The organism is Acinetobacter sp. YH12152, assembly GCF_013418285.1.
Classification (GTDB): Bacteria; Pseudomonadota; Gammaproteobacteria; order Pseudomonadales; family Moraxellaceae; genus Acinetobacter; species Acinetobacter amyesii.
Window position 1 is genome coordinate 58,875 of the sequence record NZ_VPCH01000004.1, and the last position, 15,389, is coordinate 74,263.

Genomic DNA, 15,389 nt, shown 5'->3' on the forward strand with positions numbered 1-15,389 from the left:
AATTGCGACCGGTGATGCTCGGTTTTGGAGTAGGGCAATGATTCAAACCGAAAGTATGCTCGACGTAGCAGACAACAGTGGTGCTCGCCGCGTACAATGTATTAAAGTACTTGGTGGTTCACATCGTCGTTATGCTTCTGTTGGCGACATTATTAAAGTTACTGTAAAAGAAGCTATTCCACGCGCACGTGTTAAAAAAGGTGACGTGATGAATGCTGTAGTTGTACGTACAAAATTCGGCATCCGTCGTGCAGATGGTTCAGTTATTCGTTTCGACGATAACGCAGCTGTTATTTTGAACAACAACAAAGCGCCGATTGCAACTCGTATTTTCGGACCAGTGACTCGTGAACTTCGTACTGAACAGTTCATGAAAATTATTTCATTGGCTCCTGAAGTTCTATAAGAGGCACTCATGGCTAAGATTAAAAAGGGCGATCAAGTAATTGTGATCGCAGGTAAAGAAAAAGGCAAACAAGGTACTGTTTTGTCTGTTTCAAATGACCGTGTTAAGGTTGAAGGCCTTAACTTGGTAACGAAGCATCAAAAGCCTAACCGAGCTACTGGCGCTGAAGGCGGCATCGTAACTCAAGAAGCTGAGCTTCATATCTCTAACGTGGCAATTTTTAATGCTACAACCCAAAAGGCTGACCGTGTTGGTTACCAAGTGATTGAAGGCGTGAAAACTCGCGTATTCAAATCTAATGGTGAATCAGTGGCGGTAGCGAAGTAATAGGTTGACTAGGCAATGGCCAGACTTAAAACGCGTTACAACGACGAACTTAAGGCTCAATTAAAAGAAACATTGGGCGTTAAGAATGTGATGGATATTCCTCGCATTACAAAAATCACCATCAACATGGGTGTTGGTGCTGCATCAGCTGACAAGAAATTGTTAGATGGCGCTCTTTCTGATATGCAAGCAATTGCTGGTCAAAAACCAGTACTTACTTTAGCTCGTAAATCTATCGCTGGTTTCAAAATCCGTGATGGTTGGCCGATCGGCTGTAAAGTTACTTTACGCGGCGAACGTATGTACGAATTCTTAGACCGTTTGATCTCTATCGCGATCCCTCGTATCCGTGACTTCCGTGGTTTCTCTGCGAAATCATTCGATGGTCGTGGTAACTACTCAATGGGTCTTAAGGAACAAATCATGTTCCCTGAAATCGATTTTGATAAGATTGATCGTATTCGTGGTATGGACATTACCATCACTACGACTGCTCGCACCGATGACGAAGGCCGTGCGCTTATGCGTGCATTCGGCTTCCCGTTCAAATAAGAGGTCGATATGGCTAAGAAAGGTATGATTAATCGCGAATTGAAACGCGAAGCTACTGTTGCTAAATACGCTGCGAAACGTGCTGAATTAAAAGCAATTATCGCAAACGTTAATGCATCAGACGAAGAACGTTTCGAAGCGATGATGAAATTTCAAGCATTACCACGTAATGCGTCTCCAGTACGTCTACGTAACCGTTGTGGTTTAACTGGTCGTCCTCATGGTTACTTCCGTAAGTTCGGCTTAAGCCGTAACAAATTACGTGAAACAGTAATGCAAGGTGATGTACCGGGCGTTGTTAAGGCAAGCTGGTAAGGAGCACTATAAATGAGTATGCAAGATACCGTTGCCGACATGCTAACACGTGTTCGTAACGCACAAATGGCAAAGAAACAAACTGTTTCTATGCCAAACTCAAAGTTGAAAGTTGCGATTGCTAACGTACTTCAACAAGAAGGTTATATCGCTGATGTAGCTGTTGCTGACAATGAAGGCAAAGCGACTTTAACGATTACTTTAAAATATTTCGAAGGCAAACCAGTTATCGATACTGTGAAACGCGTAAGCCGTCCTGGTCTGCGTCAATATCGCGGTAAAGATGCACTTCCTAGCGTTAAGCAAGGTTTAGGTATTGCAATTGTTTCTACAAGCAAAGGCATCATGACTGATCGCGCTGCACGTGCTGCAGGTATCGGTGGTGAAGTTATTGCTTTTGTTTCTTAATAGGTGATTCCTCATGTCTCGTGTGGCTAAAGCCCCAGTAACTGTACCTAACGGTGTTACAGTTACTCAGAACGGCCGGCAGGTCGAAGTGAAAGGCAGCAAAGGTACATTGTCTTTCAACCTGCATGCGCTGGTCGAGCTAAAACAGGAAGACGGTACTCTAGTTATTGCTCCTAAAGCTGAATCTAAAGATGCTTGGATGCAAGCTGGTACTGCTCGCGCTGTGCTTAACAACCTTGTAAAAGGTGTTAACGAAGGTTTCGAACGTAAGTTACAGCTTATCGGTGTTGGTTATAAAGCTGCGGTTAAAGGTAACATTGTTAACCTTAACCTTGGTTTCTCTCACCCGATCGACTACAACCTTCCTGAAGGTGTAACTGCAGAAACTCCTACTGCAACTGAAATTGTACTTAAATCTGCTGATAAAGCTAAATTAGGTCAAGTTGCTGCAGAAATCCGTGGTTACCGTCCGCCAGAGCCTTATAAAGGTAAAGGTGTTCGTTATTCTGACGAAGTTGTACTTCGTAAAGAAGCTAAGAAGAAATAAGGCGCGAGGTTCTTATGAACGAAAAGAAACAATCCCGTTTGCGTCGTGCGAAAAGCACACGCTTGCACATCCGTGCATTGGGTGCGACTCGTTTGTGTGTAAACCGCACTCCGCGTCACATCTATGCTCAAGTTATCTCTGCAGATGGTGGCAAAGTATTAGCGCAAGCTTCTACTTTAGACGCTACTCTACGTGCTGGTACTACTGGTAACGTTGAATCGGCTCAGAAAGTTGGTGCTTTAATTGCAGAACGTGCTAAAGCGGCTGGTGTAACTAAAGTTGCATTTGACCGTTCTGGTTTCAAATATCATGGTCGTATCAAAGCCTTGGCTGATGCTGCTCGTGAAAACGGCTTGGAGTTCTAATCATGGCTAAAGTTGAACAAAACGAAGGTCTTGTTGAAAAGCTGGTTGCCGTTGATCGTGTAGCCAAAGTTGTTAAGGGTGGTCGTATCTTCTCTTTCACAGCATTAACTGTTGTGGGTGATGGTAATGGTCGCGTAGGTTTTGGTCGTGGTAAAGCACGTGAAGTTCCAGCTGCTATTTCTAAAGCACTTGAAGCTGCTCGTCGCAACATGATTACTGTTGACCTTGTTGACGGTACTGTTCAGCACCCTATCAATGCTCGTCACGGTGCAAGCCGCGTTTACATGCAACCTGCTTCTGAAGGTACTGGTGTAATTGCTGGTGGCGCTATGCGTGCAGTTTTAGAAGCTGTAGGTGTACGTAACGTATTAACTAAGTGTTATGGTTCTACTAACGCTGCTAACGTAGTAAACGCAACTTTTAACGGTTTGCGTGATATGACTTCTCCTGAGAAAGTTGCTGCGAAACGTGGTTTATCAGTAGCACAAATTCAAGGGTAATCAATCATGAAAACGATTAAAGTTACCCAGACTAAATCTTCATCGCACCGCTTGAAAAATCACAAGCTTAGCCTTAAAGGTTTAGGTCTGCGTCGTATTGGTCATACAGTTGAAGTGCAAGATACGCCTTCTAACCGTGGTATGATCAACCAAGTTTACTATATGGTTAGTGTAGAGGAATAAGCCATGACTCTGCGTTTAAATACAATTGCACCTGCAGAAGGTGCTAAGCGTGACAACCTTCGTTTAGGCCGTGGTATCGGTTCTGGCGTTGGTAAGACTGGTGGCCGTGGTGTCAAAGGTCAAAACTCACGTAAGAGCGGTGGTACACGTCCTGGTTTCGAAGGTGGTCAAACTGCGTTATACCGTCGTTTACCTAAATTCGGTTTCACTAGCCAAATGGCTTTGAAAACTGCTGAAGTACGTTTATCAGAACTTGCTAAAGTTGAAGGCGACATCGTGTCTCTTGAAACTTTAAAAGCTGCTAACGTTGTACGTAAAGATATGTTGCGTGCACGCATCGTACTTTCTGGTGAAATTACTCGTGCATTCACTGTTCAAGGTGTTGCATTGACTAAAGGCGCTAAAGCTGCTGTTGAAGCTGCTGGCGGTAAAGTCGAGGAGTAATCCCCAGTGTCTATGACTCCTAGTTCGACAGGTCATGTTAACATGATGAAAGGCCAACCTTTTCATGTGAAATATCGTGAAATTATTCGCCGTATGATGTTCCTCATCGGGGCGTTGTTGGTTTTTCGACTGGGAGCACATATTCCAGTACCGGGCATTAACAATGCCGCACTAGAGAATCTGTTTAATGCAAACCAAGGTACGATCCTTGGTTTGTTTAACATGTTCTCAGGTGGTGCATTAGAGCGTATGTCAATTCTTGCTCTTGGGATTATGCCGTATATCTCTGCATCGATTATCGTGCAGTTAATGTCTACGGTTGTTCCTTCGCTGGAAGCTTTAAAGAAAGAAGGCGAACAAGGTAAGCGTAAGATCAATCAATATACGCGACAAGGCACATTGTTTCTTGCACTTGTGCAAGCCGTTGGGATGTGTGCAGGTCTGATTAGTCAAAATATTACTTTGACTAGTGGACTTGCTTTTTACGTTCCTGCTGTAACTTCTTTGGTTGCAGGTACAATGTTCCTGATGTGGTTAGGTGAGCAAATTACTGAGCGTGGAGTAGGGAATGGTATTTCCATGATCATCTTCGCTGGTATCGTTGCTGGTTTGCCGAACTTGGTTCTGCAATCTTTAACCTCAGTAGATAATGGCCAATCAAGTTTAATTGGTCTTGCAATCTTTGCATTGCTATCTGTTGCAGTGTTAGCAGCAATTGTGTTTATTGAGAAGGCGCAGCGTCGCATTCCAGTAAACTATGCTCAAAAACAGCAAGGTCGTCGTGTATTTACTGCTCAGCAAACACATTTGCCATTAAAAATTAATATGGCGGGTGTGATTCCTGCAATTTTTGCGAGTTCATTGCTATTGTTCCCAGCGAGCTTAGGGCAATGGGTTGGCAGTGCAGACCCAAATGCTGGCGTGATTAAACGTGGCCTACAAGATTTGGCACTCGTATTGTCGCCGGGTCAACCGATGTATTTGGTGCTATTTGGTGCATTAATTATCTTCTTCTGTTACTTCTATACTGCGCTAGTATTTAGTCCGAAAGAAGTGTCAGAGAATTTAAAACGTAGTGGTGCTTATGTACCGGGTATTCGTCCTGGTGAGCAAACTGCACGCTATTTAGATCATATTTTGAATCGTTTGACTTTTATTGGCGCGGTTTATATCACAATCATCTGTTTAATGCCGATGATTCTACAAAGCTCATTTGGTATTCCATTTAGCTTAGGTGGTACGTCTTTACTGATCGTAGTGGTGGTGGTGATGGACTTTATGGCTCAGCTCCAAGCTCATCTCACATCGCATCAATATGACAATCAATCGTTAATGCGTAAAACGACTGCTCATCCGAAAGGATAAGCGCACTTAGAGGTTTCATTATGAAAGTTCAAGCTTCTGTAAAGAAAATTTGTGGTAGCTGTAAAGTTATCCGTCGTAATGGGGTTATTCGCGTAATTTGCAGCGCAGAACCTCGTCATAAGCAGCGTCAAGGTTAATCTGATCAAGACCTGTTGATTTCAGTAGGCTAATTAGGTTATTATCCGCCCCTCAAAGATTTTGTCGGGCGGTTGATTATCTTAACTGCCTTTTTGGAGAAAATTGAATGGCTCGTATTGCCGGTGTAAACATTCCGGATAACAAGCATGCTGTTATCTCTCTAACGTACATTTTTGGTATTGGTCGCCACACTGCAAAAGCTATCTTAGCTGCTGCTGGTATTGCACCAACAACTAAAATTCGTGAATTAGATGACGCTCAGCTTGATGCGATTCGTGCAGAAGTTACTAAGGTTCCTACCGAAGGTGATTTACGTCGCGAAATTTCCATGAACATTAAACGTTTAATGGATTTAGGCTGCTACCGCGGTCTTCGTCATCGTCGCAGCTTGCCTGTCCGTGGTCAACGCACCAAAACTAACGCACGTACCCGTAAAGGTCCGCGCAAACCTATTAAGAAATAAGATTTCTGGAAGCTAAAAGATGGCTAAAGATACTCGCACACGCAAGAAGGTCACTCGTACCGTCTCTGAAGGTGTTGCACACATTCACGCTTCTTTTAATAACACCATTGTGACTATTACCGATCGTCAAGGTAATGCACTGGCTTGGGCTACCTCTGGTGGACAAGGCTTCCGTGGATCACGTAAATCAACTCCGTTTGCTGCTCAGGTAGCTGCTGAGGTTGCTGGTAAAGCTGCTTTAGATTACGGTTTGAAAAACTTGGACGTCCTTGTAAAAGGTCCTGGTCCAGGTCGTGAATCTGCGGTTCGTGCTTTAGGTGCAGTGGGTTATAAAATTAACAGCATTACCGATGTGACGCCAATCCCGCACAACGGTTGCCGTCCACCTAAAAAACGTCGCGTGTAAGGAGAAACATTCATGGCTCGTTATATTGGTCCAAAATGCAAACTCTCTCGCCGCGAAGGGACAGACCTGCAATTAAAATCTGGCGTTAAACCATTTGACGTCAAAACAAAAAAAGCTGCTAAAGCACCTGGCCAACATGGTGGCGCTCGTGGCGGCAAACAATCTGAGTACTCACTACAATTACGTGAAAAACAAAAAGTACGTCGTATGTACGGTGTTTTAGAGCGTCAATTTAGTAACTACTACAAAGAAGCTGCTCGTGTTAAAGGCGCAACAGGTGAAAACTTGTTGAAACTTCTTGAAAGCCGTCTAGATAACGTTGTTTATCGCATGGGTTTTGGTTCTACACGTGCAGAAGCTCGTCAGCTTGTATCTCACCGTTCAATCACTTTAAATGGTCGTCGTGTTAACATCGCGTCTATCCAAGTTAAAGCTGGTGACGTTGTTGCAGTTCACGAAGGTGCTAAACAACAATTGCGTATCAAAAACGCAGTTGAGTTAGCGACTCAACGTGGCATTCCAGCTTGGATTGAAATTGATCATTCTAAATTGGAAGGTACGTTCAAAGCTGCACCAGATCGTTCTGATTTACCTGCTGAAATCAACGAAAGCTTGATTGTAGAATTGTATTCTAAATAATCCTTGAGGTAGCAATAATGACGCGTACTGCAAATGAGTTTCTAACTCCGCAAGCGATCAAGGTCGAAGCGGCAAGCGGGACCTCGGCAAAAGTTATTCTAGAACCATTAGAGCGTGGCTTTGGTCATACTCTTGGTAATGCTTTACGTCGTATCCTTTTGTCTTCTTTACCTGGCGCAGCCGTGGTTGAAGTAGAGATTGAAGGTGTCGAGCACGAGTACAGTACTTTGGAAGGCTTGCAGCAGGACATCGTCGAGCTCTTGCTGAACCTAAAAGGATTGTCTATTAAGCTGTTCGATCAAAATGAAGCTTATCTGACATTGGAAAAACAAGGTCCTGGCGACGTTACAGCCGCTGACCTTCGTTTACCACACAATGTTGAAGTGGTTAACCCTGAACACTTGATCGGTACTTTAAGTGCTTCTGGCTCATTAAAAATGCGCCTGAAAGTTTCTCAAGGTCGTGGTTATGAGACTTCTGATTCACGCTTCCCTGAAGGCGAAACTCGCCCAGTGGGTCGTTTACAATTAGATGCTTCTTACAGCCCAATCAAACGTGTGTCTTACACAGTGGAAAACGCTCGTGTAGAACAACGTACTGACCTTGATAAATTGATCATTGATCTTGAAACCAACGGTACTGTTGATCCTGAAGAAGCAATCCGCAAAGCGGCAACAATCTTGCAACAACAAATTGCAATTTTTGTTGATCTTCAGAAAGATCAAGCACCAGTTGCTCAAGAACCTCGTGAAGAAGTTGATCCGATTTTGCTTCGTCCAGTAGATGATCTAGAGCTTACTGTTCGTTCTGCTAACTGTTTGAAAGCAGAAAATATTTACTACATTGGCGATCTTGTTCAACGTACTGAAGTTGAGTTGCTTAAAACTCCTAACTTAGGTAAAAAATCGTTGACTGAGATTAAAGATGTTCTGGCATCGAAAGGCTTGCAATTGGGCATGCGTTTAGAGAACTGGCCACCGGCTAGCCTCCGCATGGACGATCGCTTTGCTTATCGTAGCCGTTAATTAAGTAGGACTATCACCATGCGTCATCGTAATAGTGGTGTGAAATTAGGCCGTACAAGCAGTCATCGTAAAGCGATGTTCCAAAACATGGCTAATTCTTTGTTCGAACACGAGTTAATTAAAACTACTGTTCCTAAAGCAAAAGAATTACGTCGTGTTGCTGAGCCTTTAATCACTTTAGCTAAAGTCGATTCTGTAGCAAACCGTCGTTTAGCGTTTGCTCGTACTCGTTCAGCTGCAACTGTTGGTAAATTATTTACCGTTCTTGGCCCTCGTTACAAAGAACGTAACGGCGGTTATCTACGTGTTCTTAAAGCGGGCTTCCGTGCAGGTGATGCTGCACCGATGGCTTACGTTGAGCTAGTAGATCGCGAAGTTAACTAATTTCGTGAAGAGCAGCGTACGTTGTTCTAAAAAAGGTCGGTTTTTAACCGACCTTTTTTAATGCCTGCAGTTTTGTATTGGCTGTATATTGTTAGACAATAATTCAATTTGTCCTTAAAAGATAAAAATAAATCGCCTTTTGCTTAAACTTGACATTGTGCATTGTCAAAAATGTGATTTAATAAATATAAATCTAAGATAGGTTAAAAGAACAACATGGAAAAACAAGTTGATATTCTCATTGTAGGTGCAGGGATCTCTGGTGTAGGTTTGGCTGCTCATCTTTCAAAAAATTGTCCAAATCGTTCATTTGAAATTATTGAACGACGTGAAAGTTTCGGTGGTACATGGGATCTTTTTAAATATCCGGGTATTCGTTCTGATTCGGATATGTCAACTTTTGGCTTCAATTTTAAGCCGTGGAAAAAATCTAGTGTGCTTGCTGATGGGTCTTCGATTAAAGGCTATCTTTCTGAAGTGATTGATGAATATAAGATTAAAGAAAAAATTCATTTTCAGCACCGTGTTGTGAGTGCGAACTACGATTCACAAACTCGTAAATGGTCTGTTGTTATTGAAGATGCGAAGAAGAAACAACAAACCTGGGTTGCAAATTTCGTCTTTGGCTGTACGGGTTATTATAATTATGACCAAGGTTTCCAACCTGAGTTTAAAGGGCAGGAAAACTTTAAAGGTACCTTCATTCATCCACAACATTGGCCTGAAAATTTTAATTATGCAGGCAAAAAAGTTGTGATTATTGGTAGTGGCGCAACAGCAATTACCCTTGTGCCAGCAATGGCAAAAGGCGGTGCAGGGCATGTGACTATGCTACAGCGCTCTCCGACCTATATTGCCTCAGTACCTTCTATTGACATCATTTACGACAAAATGCGTAAAGTATTACCTGAAGATGTTGCTTATAAACTTACCCGTGCACGAAATATCGGTGTCCAACGGGCTGTTTATGCTATTGCACAAAAGCAACCTAAATTACTCCGTAAATTTTTATTAAAATCAATTGAGTTGCAGTTGAAAGGTAAAGTGGATATGAAGCACTTTACCCCAGATTACAATCCTTGGGATCAGCGCCTTTGTGTGGTGCCAGATGGTGATTTGTTTAAAATTTTACGTGAAGGCCGTGCATCTGTTGAAACCGATCAAATTGAAAGTTTTACTGAAAATGGCATTCAATTAAAATCAGGTAAACATTTAGAAGCGGACGTGGTGATTTCAGCTACAGGACTCAACATTCAAATTCTAGGCGGGATCAGTGCCACAATCGATGGACAGCCATTAAATACCTCTAAACATATGTTGTACCGTGGCGTGATGGTCAGTGATGTACCCAATATGGCGATGATTATTGGCTATATTAATGCTTCATGGACATTAAAAGTCGATATTGCTTCTGAATACATCTGTAAATTGATTAACTATATGGATCAAAATGGTTATAACCAAGTGATTCCACAAGGCGATGCGACCGAGTTGTTAGAAGATACAGTAATGGGAAGCTTGACTTCAGGCTATATTGCACGTGCGGCAGATGTGATGCCAAAACAGGGTAAACATGCACCGTGGAAAGTCAGTAATAACTATTTGGCAGATCGTAAAGAATTAAAGCATGCTTCATTTGAAGATGGGGTGCTGAAATTTGAAAAAAAGTCTGATCAACTAGCGGCTAAACCCAGATTAGTTTCTTAAGTCAGTTACATAAAAAAGGAGCATCATGCTCCTTTTTTTTGCTTTAGATATGTGACTTTAGGGTTTTATTTGATGCGCTTTATTTGTTGAAAAATATATCATGTTGAAATAAGGAAAAGCACACAGGGTTAATGTGAATATTCAAGAACATTCAGAATTTATAAAATTAAATGCTTATGAGCTATATACCAAAGCTTGGCAGCCTGAAACTACGGATAAAGATGCAACTTTGGCTCCGATTATATTGATGCATGATTCACTAGGCAGTGTTGATTTGTGGCGTGATTTTCCTGCGCAATTGGCTGCTGAGTCTTGCAGAACGGTGATTGCCTATGATCGATTGGGTTTTGGCCGATCGTCAGCGAATCCTCATCTATTAAGTACAGATTTTGTCTATGCTGAAGCGCGGCAGGGCTTTAAGGCACTTCTTCAACATTATTCCATTCAACAGTTTATCGTGATGGGGCATAGTGTTGGCGGGGGAATGTCAGTCGTCATTGCAACTGAATATCAAGAACAATGTCATGGTCTGATTACCATAGCTGCGCAGTATGAAGTGGAAGAACTGACATTATCGGGTATACGTGAAGCCAAAACAGGTTTTGCGCAGCCGGGACAGCTTGAACGCTTGGCTAAATACCATGGGGATAAAGCCCAATGGGTTTTGGATGCTTGGACTGAAACTTGGCTCTCACCGAGTTTTCGTCAATGGAACCTCGAGCAATATGTTGGAAAAGTACAGTGTCCAAGCTTGATCATCCATGGAGAACTGGATGAATACGGGACGACAGCACAAGCTCAGAAACTTTTTTCGGGTATACAAGGTGATGCTGAGCTAGAGATTTTGGAAGGGCTTCATCACATGCCGCACAAAGAGCAACCCGCATTGGTCGCTGCACTCATCTGTGATTTTGTGAATGATTTAAGTTGATATCGAAAGAATATAAAAGCCCATCCGATGATGGGCTTTGTTGTTATAAAGAGCGGGAAATCAGCTCTTTCATAATTTCATTGGTACCGGCGTAGATACGATTGGCTCGATTGTCAATATAAGCCCGTGCAATTGGATATTCAAGCATATAGCCATAGCCACCATGCAACTGCAGACATTCATCCACGACTTTGGAAAACATTTCTGAAATTTTGTATTTAGCAGCGGCTGCAGCGTCAATACCGAGCTGTTCCTCAAGTTGTAGTTCCATACAGCGATCTAGATAAGCTCGACAAAAATCGATTTCAGTACGTAGTTCTGCCAATTTAAAACGTGTGTTTTGGAAACTTGATACGGTCTTGCCAAATGCCTTACGTTCTTTGGTGTATTGAACAGTGTGCGCAAAGGCTGCTTCTGCACCTGCTTGGCAAATAATCGCGACCAACATACGTTCCCAAGCCAATTCCTTCATCAGCATCATAAAGCCCATACCTTGCATGCCAAGTAAGTTGCTTTTAGGGACGCGGACATTGTCAAAGAACAGTTCACAGGTATCCTGACCTTTCATGCCAATTTTATTTAAAGGTTTGCCTTTGCTAAAACCGACGCGATCTGCCTCGACGATAATTAACGATAAATTAGCTGAACCTTTTTCACTATTACCTGTCTTGCAGACCACAATTGCCATGTCACATAAATAGCCATTGGTGATAAAGATTTTTGACCCATTAATAATATAGTCATCGCCATCTTCTGTAGCGGTTGTGCGTACCGCTTGTAGGTCTGAACCTGTGCCCGGTTCGGTCATTGCAATGGCAGTCACGGTTTCGCCAGATGCCATTTTCGGCAGCCAATGCAACTTTTGTTCTTCATTGCCAAAGTTATGAATATAATTGGCCACGATGTCGGAGTGCAGTGAAAAGCCGGTAGAGGAGTCCATAGCATAGGCCTGCTCTTCAATCAGAATCATGCTATAGAGTCGGTCTACACCATAGCCGCCATAAGCTTCGGGCATGGTCGGGCAAAGCAAGCCCATGGCACCGGCTTTATTCCATAAGTCACGGTCTACATGTTGTTGTTTTTCATACTTTTCGATATTGGGCACAACTTCTTTTTCATAAAATTTTCGTACTGTTTCACGAAATGCATCATGCTCTGCATTAAATAATTGACGTGGCAGCATGTTATTGAGTGGGCGAATCGCTCCAGATTGCATTTTGAATATCCTATTCATTTTTATGGCTTTGTCTTCAAGTTATAAGATGCAGCGTGTGACTGCAATGTGCAGAACATTCAAAAGCAAGAATTGCGTTGAAGCATTCGGTCAATCTTTGAAAACACTCCACTTCAATGGGGTGGATGAGTTACACTAGACGGGTTCAACGATTGGGGAAGACAATGACTGATGAAATCAGCTTAGAAGAGCGTAAAGTGATCTACCGCGCACGTCGTGGTTTAAAAGAGATTGATGTTTATTTTGATCCCTACGTCAAAAATTACTATTTACAAGCCGATGCAGCTGAAAAAGACATGTTTGCAGAACTCGTTGCTGCAGAAGATCCAGATTTGTTGGATTGGTTTATGGAAGTTAGTGAACCGCCACGTCCTGAATTAAAAACGTTTATTCAAAAATTAAAACATTACGTTCATGGATAATCGGCAATTCAAACTGAAACGCAGTTTTTTATCGCATGCGTTTCAGTTTTTTATTTTTGCGGTATTGATGACGCTGCTTTATCAGTTACTAACACCCATGCTTTGGGGGATATTTTTCCTCATCGGGCTAGTGGTTTATGTATTGTTTTTCCGTAAGCATTTACACGTCACCAGTCTAGATTATTTGGATGGAACTGATTGGTCTTTGCAACGACTCAACCGTCCGGTGCAACGCGTTCAAATTAGCCATATTTTGGATCATCAAATGTATATCGTGGTGTATTTTATGCATGCGCGTGCAAAACCAGTGATTATTTGGCGCGATCAATTGTCATTGAAACAGTGGAAATCACTCAAAGTATTGGCCAAAATGATCTAATTGTTAGACAGCCTTTATTTTTAAAATTCAATAAAATGAAAATATTTCATTATCTTATGTTGTGGGTAAAATAATCTTGTCTGACAGGATTGAAATTTATTGGCAAAATATTTAAATTGTCTGACAATTTTAAGCTGTGCGGTGATTCTCTGCCTATATATTAGCCTTACCAACAGCCGTTAAAGGAAATCATCATGATGATGCCAACTTGGATGTTTCTGGTAATAGCGATTGTGTTAGCAATTGTTATAGGACGACTAGGAACAGTGCTGAAGGAACAGTTAACTCAAAAATAAGCAGTCAAACGCTTTCACAGTTAATAAGTAGCATGTGCCGAACCGTCGCTATGCTACTTTTTTTTTGCCTAAAATTTAGTCTTTCTAAAAAATCAGTCAATTGCATTCAGCGTGATTCATGGCACAGTGTGTCGTTCAAATTAGAGCAAATACTCTTTTATTCATTTTTTGCTTCTGATATGTTTGTCGTGATGGACATAAACACAATTATAGAGGACAGGAAAATGTCGAGCGTCCAAAAAATATGCCAGGGTGTGGCAGTTGTAGCAATAACAAGTACATTATTCGCGGGTTGTTCACAGGTTGTAAAAACCGGTGCTAATGTTGCACTCGGATTTACCGAAAAACATATTGTGCCACCAATTTTAGCCATGGAAGATGCTGAAATGGTGTGTAATTCAGGTAATTCATTAACCCCAGCCATTATGGCCACCAAAGATATGGGCGCAGACCCAACACGTGTGGCTGTGTTGATGTATTCAGCAGCAGGGATTTGTGCAGAACAAAAAGCCTTGGATGCAGAGTTACGTTATTTACGTGCATCTAAAGCTAACCAAGTAACCGAAGCACAGGATGCCCGTGTTGAGCAAAAGCGTTGGGCGGCACTTGCGGCACAGCGTCAATATACCGGCTATCAATTATTTCAAGATCGTTTTGAAAAGAAGTATAAGAAAAGTCTAGGTGAAGGCTGTCCAAAAATGAACAGCGACATTGACCAAACAGTGTATATGTTGGGAATGTTAAGTGGCTTACAGGCCATGACCAATGATATTAACTCAGGTGGGGCGGTAAACGTTCCTAAAGACATTGCTGCGATTGTTGAACGCGGTATGGTATGTCTAAATAATGAAAAATTCTGGGGCGCACCAAATGCAACCCGCGCTGTGATCTGGACGTTATTGCCGGGTGCAGGTGATGGAAAACCTGATCCATACCAAACATTGAAACAATCTACGCAAATTGGTGAGCAAAAGGGTGTGAGACTGTCACATGCTTTATATGCGGTTGCTGCACAGGCCAGTGGCGATGATGCGAAAATCCGTGATGCCTTACGTACCTTTGCACAAGCGCGTAGCGATGAGAAACCTGTTAACCCACAATTTAAGCTCATCGATAGTATGGCTGAAAGCATGGTGAAAGGGATTTCAGATCGTTATTGGACTGAACATACAGGCGTTCGTACGGCTGATGATGGTATGGAACATTTCTGGGATGAAAGTGCCAATAGTTCTGAACTCGATGATTTGTTTAGTGGTGATATTGAAACCAGTGGCACAGCTGCAAATTAATCTTTGCAATAGCGTTTAAAAGTGAGGTACAGGAGGAGCGAAAATGAAACTACAATTTTTAATACCGAAAATTGTCTTTCTTGCCGTATTCGTTTCGATCTGTGCCTCGCTACAGGTATTTAAAGATTATTTTATCTATTGGCAAGATGACTTATTTCATGATTTTTGGCGCTTATGGACCGCACATTGGGTTCACGTCGGTTGGATTCATTTTGTTTTAAATATATTGGCCTTTATTTGCTTACCGTTTATTTTCCCACGAGTTTCGACATGGCATTTTGTTGCCATTTTATTGATTTTATCTCCTTTAATCAGTCTAAGTTTCTATTTTTTCTTACCCGATATTGAAGCCTATGCCGGATTATCTGGTGTCTTGCATGGTGCCTATGTCGCGGTCGCTTGTGTGCATTTGATGTATCGACGGGAGCGAAATTTTGCAGCCTTTGTATTGTTGCTGATTTTGGCAAAATTGGTGTGGGAAAATACCGTGGGCAATACGGGAACGGCTGAATTAATTGGAAGCCCCATTTTAGTCGAAGCACATTTATTGGGGGTGATTTGGGGCATTATCATCGCCTTGTTCTATCTTGTTGGCAATTATTTCTGGGATCGTTAGCTCACTTTAGGTGATTGGGTTGACAAAAAAAACCGAAAAGAAAATACA

The 15,389-nt window shown here is 42.2% G+C and carries 24 protein-coding genes; 23 read left to right on the forward strand and 1 reads right to left on the reverse strand.

The window, feature by feature from the left end:
- Window positions 1–37 precede the first annotated feature (37 nt).
- The 19 genes from rplN (at window position 38) to FTU83_RS02595 (ending at window position 11,105) form a co-directional block, all read left to right on the forward strand.
- Window positions 38–406, forward strand: a complete 369-nt coding sequence (gene rplN / locus FTU83_RS02505) for a 50S ribosomal protein L14 (RefSeq protein WP_005012978.1) — start codon at window positions 38–40, stop codon at window positions 404–406.
- A 9-nt stretch (window positions 407–415) separates the two neighbouring features.
- Window positions 416–733: a 50S ribosomal protein L24 gene (rplX, locus tag FTU83_RS02510; protein ID WP_078189274.1), complete on the forward strand. Its 318-nt coding sequence runs from the start codon at window positions 416–418 to the stop codon at window positions 731–733.
- Between the two features lie 15 nt (window positions 734–748).
- Window positions 749–1,285 (forward strand): 50S ribosomal protein L5, encoded by a 537-nt coding sequence (rplE, locus tag FTU83_RS02515; protein WP_067762907.1) that lies wholly within the window; start codon window positions 749–751, stop codon window positions 1,283–1,285.
- Window positions 1,286–1,294: 9 nt separating this feature from the next.
- Entirely contained in the window at window positions 1,295–1,600 is a 306-nt protein-coding gene (rpsN, locus tag FTU83_RS02520; RefSeq protein ID WP_067762906.1) for a 30S ribosomal protein S14, read from the forward strand.
- 12 nt (window positions 1,601–1,612) lie between these two features.
- On the forward strand, window positions 1,613–2,008 hold the full coding sequence (rpsH, locus tag FTU83_RS02525; protein WP_078189273.1) for a 30S ribosomal protein S8: 396 nt from the start codon (window positions 1,613–1,615) through the stop codon (window positions 2,006–2,008).
- Between the two features lie 13 nt (window positions 2,009–2,021).
- Window positions 2,022–2,555, forward strand: coding sequence for a 50S ribosomal protein L6 (gene rplF, locus FTU83_RS02530; RefSeq protein ID WP_078189272.1), 534 nt, complete (start codon window positions 2,022–2,024; stop codon window positions 2,553–2,555).
- 14 nt (window positions 2,556–2,569) lie between these two features.
- On the forward strand, window positions 2,570–2,920 hold the full coding sequence (gene rplR, locus FTU83_RS02535; RefSeq protein ID WP_067762903.1) for a 50S ribosomal protein L18: 351 nt from the start codon (window positions 2,570–2,572) through the stop codon (window positions 2,918–2,920).
- A 2-nt stretch (window positions 2,921–2,922) separates the two neighbouring features.
- On the forward strand, window positions 2,923–3,420 hold the full coding sequence (gene rpsE, locus FTU83_RS02540; RefSeq protein WP_067762902.1) for a 30S ribosomal protein S5: 498 nt from the start codon (window positions 2,923–2,925) through the stop codon (window positions 3,418–3,420).
- A 6-nt stretch (window positions 3,421–3,426) separates the two neighbouring features.
- Window positions 3,427–3,603, forward strand: a complete 177-nt coding sequence (rpmD, locus tag FTU83_RS02545) for a 50S ribosomal protein L30 (RefSeq protein ID WP_005012961.1) — start codon at window positions 3,427–3,429, stop codon at window positions 3,601–3,603.
- A gap of 3 nt (window positions 3,604–3,606) precedes the next feature.
- Window positions 3,607–4,047, forward strand: coding sequence for a 50S ribosomal protein L15 (gene rplO / locus FTU83_RS02550; RefSeq protein ID WP_078189271.1), 441 nt, complete (start codon window positions 3,607–3,609; stop codon window positions 4,045–4,047).
- Window positions 4,048–4,092: 45 nt separating this feature from the next.
- Window positions 4,093–5,412, forward strand: coding sequence for a preprotein translocase subunit SecY (gene secY / locus FTU83_RS02555; protein WP_171263746.1), 1,320 nt, complete (start codon window positions 4,093–4,095; stop codon window positions 5,410–5,412).
- Window positions 5,413–5,432: 20 nt separating this feature from the next.
- On the forward strand, window positions 5,433–5,549 hold the full coding sequence (gene rpmJ, locus FTU83_RS02560) for a 50S ribosomal protein L36 (protein ID WP_000867907.1): 117 nt from the start codon (window positions 5,433–5,435) through the stop codon (window positions 5,547–5,549).
- Window positions 5,550–5,656: 107 nt separating this feature from the next.
- A complete protein-coding gene (rpsM, locus tag FTU83_RS02565; RefSeq protein WP_078189269.1) occupies window positions 5,657–6,013 on the forward strand; it encodes a 30S ribosomal protein S13 in 357 nt (118 codons plus the stop codon).
- A 19-nt stretch (window positions 6,014–6,032) separates the two neighbouring features.
- On the forward strand, window positions 6,033–6,419 hold the full coding sequence (gene rpsK / locus FTU83_RS02570) for a 30S ribosomal protein S11 (RefSeq protein ID WP_001040166.1): 387 nt from the start codon (window positions 6,033–6,035) through the stop codon (window positions 6,417–6,419).
- Between the two features lie 12 nt (window positions 6,420–6,431).
- Window positions 6,432–7,058 carry a 30S ribosomal protein S4 gene (gene rpsD, locus FTU83_RS02575; RefSeq protein WP_078189268.1) on the forward strand — a complete coding sequence of 209 codons (627 nt, stop codon included), beginning with the start codon at window positions 6,432–6,434 and terminating at the stop codon, window positions 7,056–7,058.
- A 17-nt stretch (window positions 7,059–7,075) separates the two neighbouring features.
- On the forward strand, window positions 7,076–8,083 hold the full coding sequence (locus FTU83_RS02580; RefSeq protein WP_004650465.1) for a DNA-directed RNA polymerase subunit alpha: 1,008 nt from the start codon (window positions 7,076–7,078) through the stop codon (window positions 8,081–8,083).
- A gap of 18 nt (window positions 8,084–8,101) precedes the next feature.
- Complete coding sequence (gene rplQ, locus FTU83_RS02585; protein WP_005012953.1) at window positions 8,102–8,467, forward strand: 50S ribosomal protein L17; 366 nt, start codon at window positions 8,102–8,104, stop codon at window positions 8,465–8,467.
- 216 nt (window positions 8,468–8,683) lie between these two features.
- Window positions 8,684–10,174 (forward strand): NAD(P)/FAD-dependent oxidoreductase, encoded by a 1,491-nt coding sequence (locus FTU83_RS02590; protein ID WP_180105595.1) that lies wholly within the window; start codon window positions 8,684–8,686, stop codon window positions 10,172–10,174.
- 133 nt (window positions 10,175–10,307) lie between these two features.
- Window positions 10,308–11,105, forward strand: a complete 798-nt coding sequence (locus FTU83_RS02595; protein WP_373685350.1) for an alpha/beta fold hydrolase — start codon at window positions 10,308–10,310, stop codon at window positions 11,103–11,105.
- A gap of 43 nt (window positions 11,106–11,148) precedes the next feature.
- On the opposite strand, the gene FTU83_RS02600 is transcribed toward FTU83_RS02595, so the two are convergent.
- A complete protein-coding gene (locus FTU83_RS02600) occupies window positions 11,149–12,321 on the reverse strand; it encodes an acyl-CoA dehydrogenase family protein (RefSeq protein WP_168379120.1) in 1,173 nt (390 codons plus the stop codon).
- Window positions 12,322–12,503: 182 nt separating this feature from the next.
- Between FTU83_RS02600 and FTU83_RS02605 the strand changes: the two genes are divergently transcribed.
- The 4 genes from FTU83_RS02605 to rrtA all read left to right on the forward strand — a co-directional run bounded on the left by FTU83_RS02605 (window position 12,504) and on the right by rrtA (window position 15,341).
- Window positions 12,504–12,761 carry a succinate dehydrogenase assembly factor 2 gene (locus FTU83_RS02605; protein WP_078189264.1) on the forward strand — a complete coding sequence of 86 codons (258 nt, stop codon included), beginning with the start codon at window positions 12,504–12,506 and terminating at the stop codon, window positions 12,759–12,761.
- Entirely contained in the window at window positions 12,754–13,140 is a 387-nt protein-coding gene (locus tag FTU83_RS02610; RefSeq protein WP_078189263.1) for a hypothetical protein, read from the forward strand. Before FTU83_RS02605 ends, FTU83_RS02610 begins: the two co-directional genes overlap by 8 nt.
- A 520-nt stretch (window positions 13,141–13,660) precedes the next feature.
- Window positions 13,661–14,725, forward strand: a complete 1,065-nt coding sequence (locus FTU83_RS02615) for a hypothetical protein (RefSeq protein ID WP_180105594.1) — start codon at window positions 13,661–13,663, stop codon at window positions 14,723–14,725.
- Between the two features lie 43 nt (window positions 14,726–14,768).
- Complete coding sequence (gene rrtA, locus FTU83_RS02620; RefSeq protein ID WP_168379122.1) at window positions 14,769–15,341, forward strand: rhombosortase; 573 nt, start codon at window positions 14,769–14,771, stop codon at window positions 15,339–15,341.
- Window positions 15,342–15,389: the final 48 nt, after the last annotated feature.

Bases quoted from the DNA above. Each gene is read 5' to 3' on its own strand.
- secY (WP_171263746.1), top strand. From the start codon at position 4,093: ATGAAAGGCCAACCTTTTCATGTGAAATATCGTGAAATTATTCGCCGT.
- rplR (WP_067762903.1), top strand. From the start codon at position 2,570: ATGAACGAAAAGAAACAATCCCGTTTGCGTCGTGCGAAAAGCACACGC.
- rrtA (WP_168379122.1), top strand. From the start codon at position 14,769: ATGAAACTACAATTTTTAATACCGAAAATTGTCTTTCTTGCCGTATTC.
- rpsH (WP_078189273.1), top strand. From the start codon at position 1,613: ATGAGTATGCAAGATACCGTTGCCGACATGCTAACACGTGTTCGTAAC.
- rplN (WP_005012978.1), top strand. From the start codon at position 38: ATGATTCAAACCGAAAGTATGCTCGACGTAGCAGACAACAGTGGTGCT.
- rpsM (WP_078189269.1), top strand. From the start codon at position 5,657: ATGGCTCGTATTGCCGGTGTAAACATTCCGGATAACAAGCATGCTGTT.
- rplX (WP_078189274.1), top strand. From the start codon at position 416: ATGGCTAAGATTAAAAAGGGCGATCAAGTAATTGTGATCGCAGGTAAA.
- FTU83_RS02580 (WP_004650465.1), top strand. From the start codon at position 7,076: ATGACGCGTACTGCAAATGAGTTTCTAACTCCGCAAGCGATCAAGGTC.
- FTU83_RS02605 (WP_078189264.1), top strand. From the start codon at position 12,504: ATGACTGATGAAATCAGCTTAGAAGAGCGTAAAGTGATCTACCGCGCA.
- rplF (WP_078189272.1), top strand. From the start codon at position 2,022: ATGTCTCGTGTGGCTAAAGCCCCAGTAACTGTACCTAACGGTGTTACA.
- rplO (WP_078189271.1), top strand. From the start codon at position 3,607: ATGACTCTGCGTTTAAATACAATTGCACCTGCAGAAGGTGCTAAGCGT.
- rpsK (WP_001040166.1), top strand. From the start codon at position 6,033: ATGGCTAAAGATACTCGCACACGCAAGAAGGTCACTCGTACCGTCTCT.
- FTU83_RS02610 (WP_078189263.1), top strand. From the start codon at position 12,754: ATGGATAATCGGCAATTCAAACTGAAACGCAGTTTTTTATCGCATGCG.
- rpmJ (WP_000867907.1), top strand. From the start codon at position 5,433: ATGAAAGTTCAAGCTTCTGTAAAGAAAATTTGTGGTAGCTGTAAAGTT.
- rpsD (WP_078189268.1), top strand. From the start codon at position 6,432: ATGGCTCGTTATATTGGTCCAAAATGCAAACTCTCTCGCCGCGAAGGG.
- FTU83_RS02600 (WP_168379120.1), bottom strand. From the start codon at position 12,321: ATGCAATCTGGAGCGATTCGCCCACTCAATAACATGCTGCCACGTCAA.
- rplQ (WP_005012953.1), top strand. From the start codon at position 8,102: ATGCGTCATCGTAATAGTGGTGTGAAATTAGGCCGTACAAGCAGTCAT.
- rpsE (WP_067762902.1), top strand. From the start codon at position 2,923: ATGGCTAAAGTTGAACAAAACGAAGGTCTTGTTGAAAAGCTGGTTGCC.
- rpmD (WP_005012961.1), top strand. From the start codon at position 3,427: ATGAAAACGATTAAAGTTACCCAGACTAAATCTTCATCGCACCGCTTG.
- FTU83_RS02590 (WP_180105595.1), top strand. From the start codon at position 8,684: ATGGAAAAACAAGTTGATATTCTCATTGTAGGTGCAGGGATCTCTGGT.
- FTU83_RS02615 (WP_180105594.1), top strand. From the start codon at position 13,661: ATGTCGAGCGTCCAAAAAATATGCCAGGGTGTGGCAGTTGTAGCAATA.
- rplE (WP_067762907.1), top strand. From the start codon at position 749: ATGGCCAGACTTAAAACGCGTTACAACGACGAACTTAAGGCTCAATTA.
- rpsN (WP_067762906.1), top strand. From the start codon at position 1,295: ATGGCTAAGAAAGGTATGATTAATCGCGAATTGAAACGCGAAGCTACT.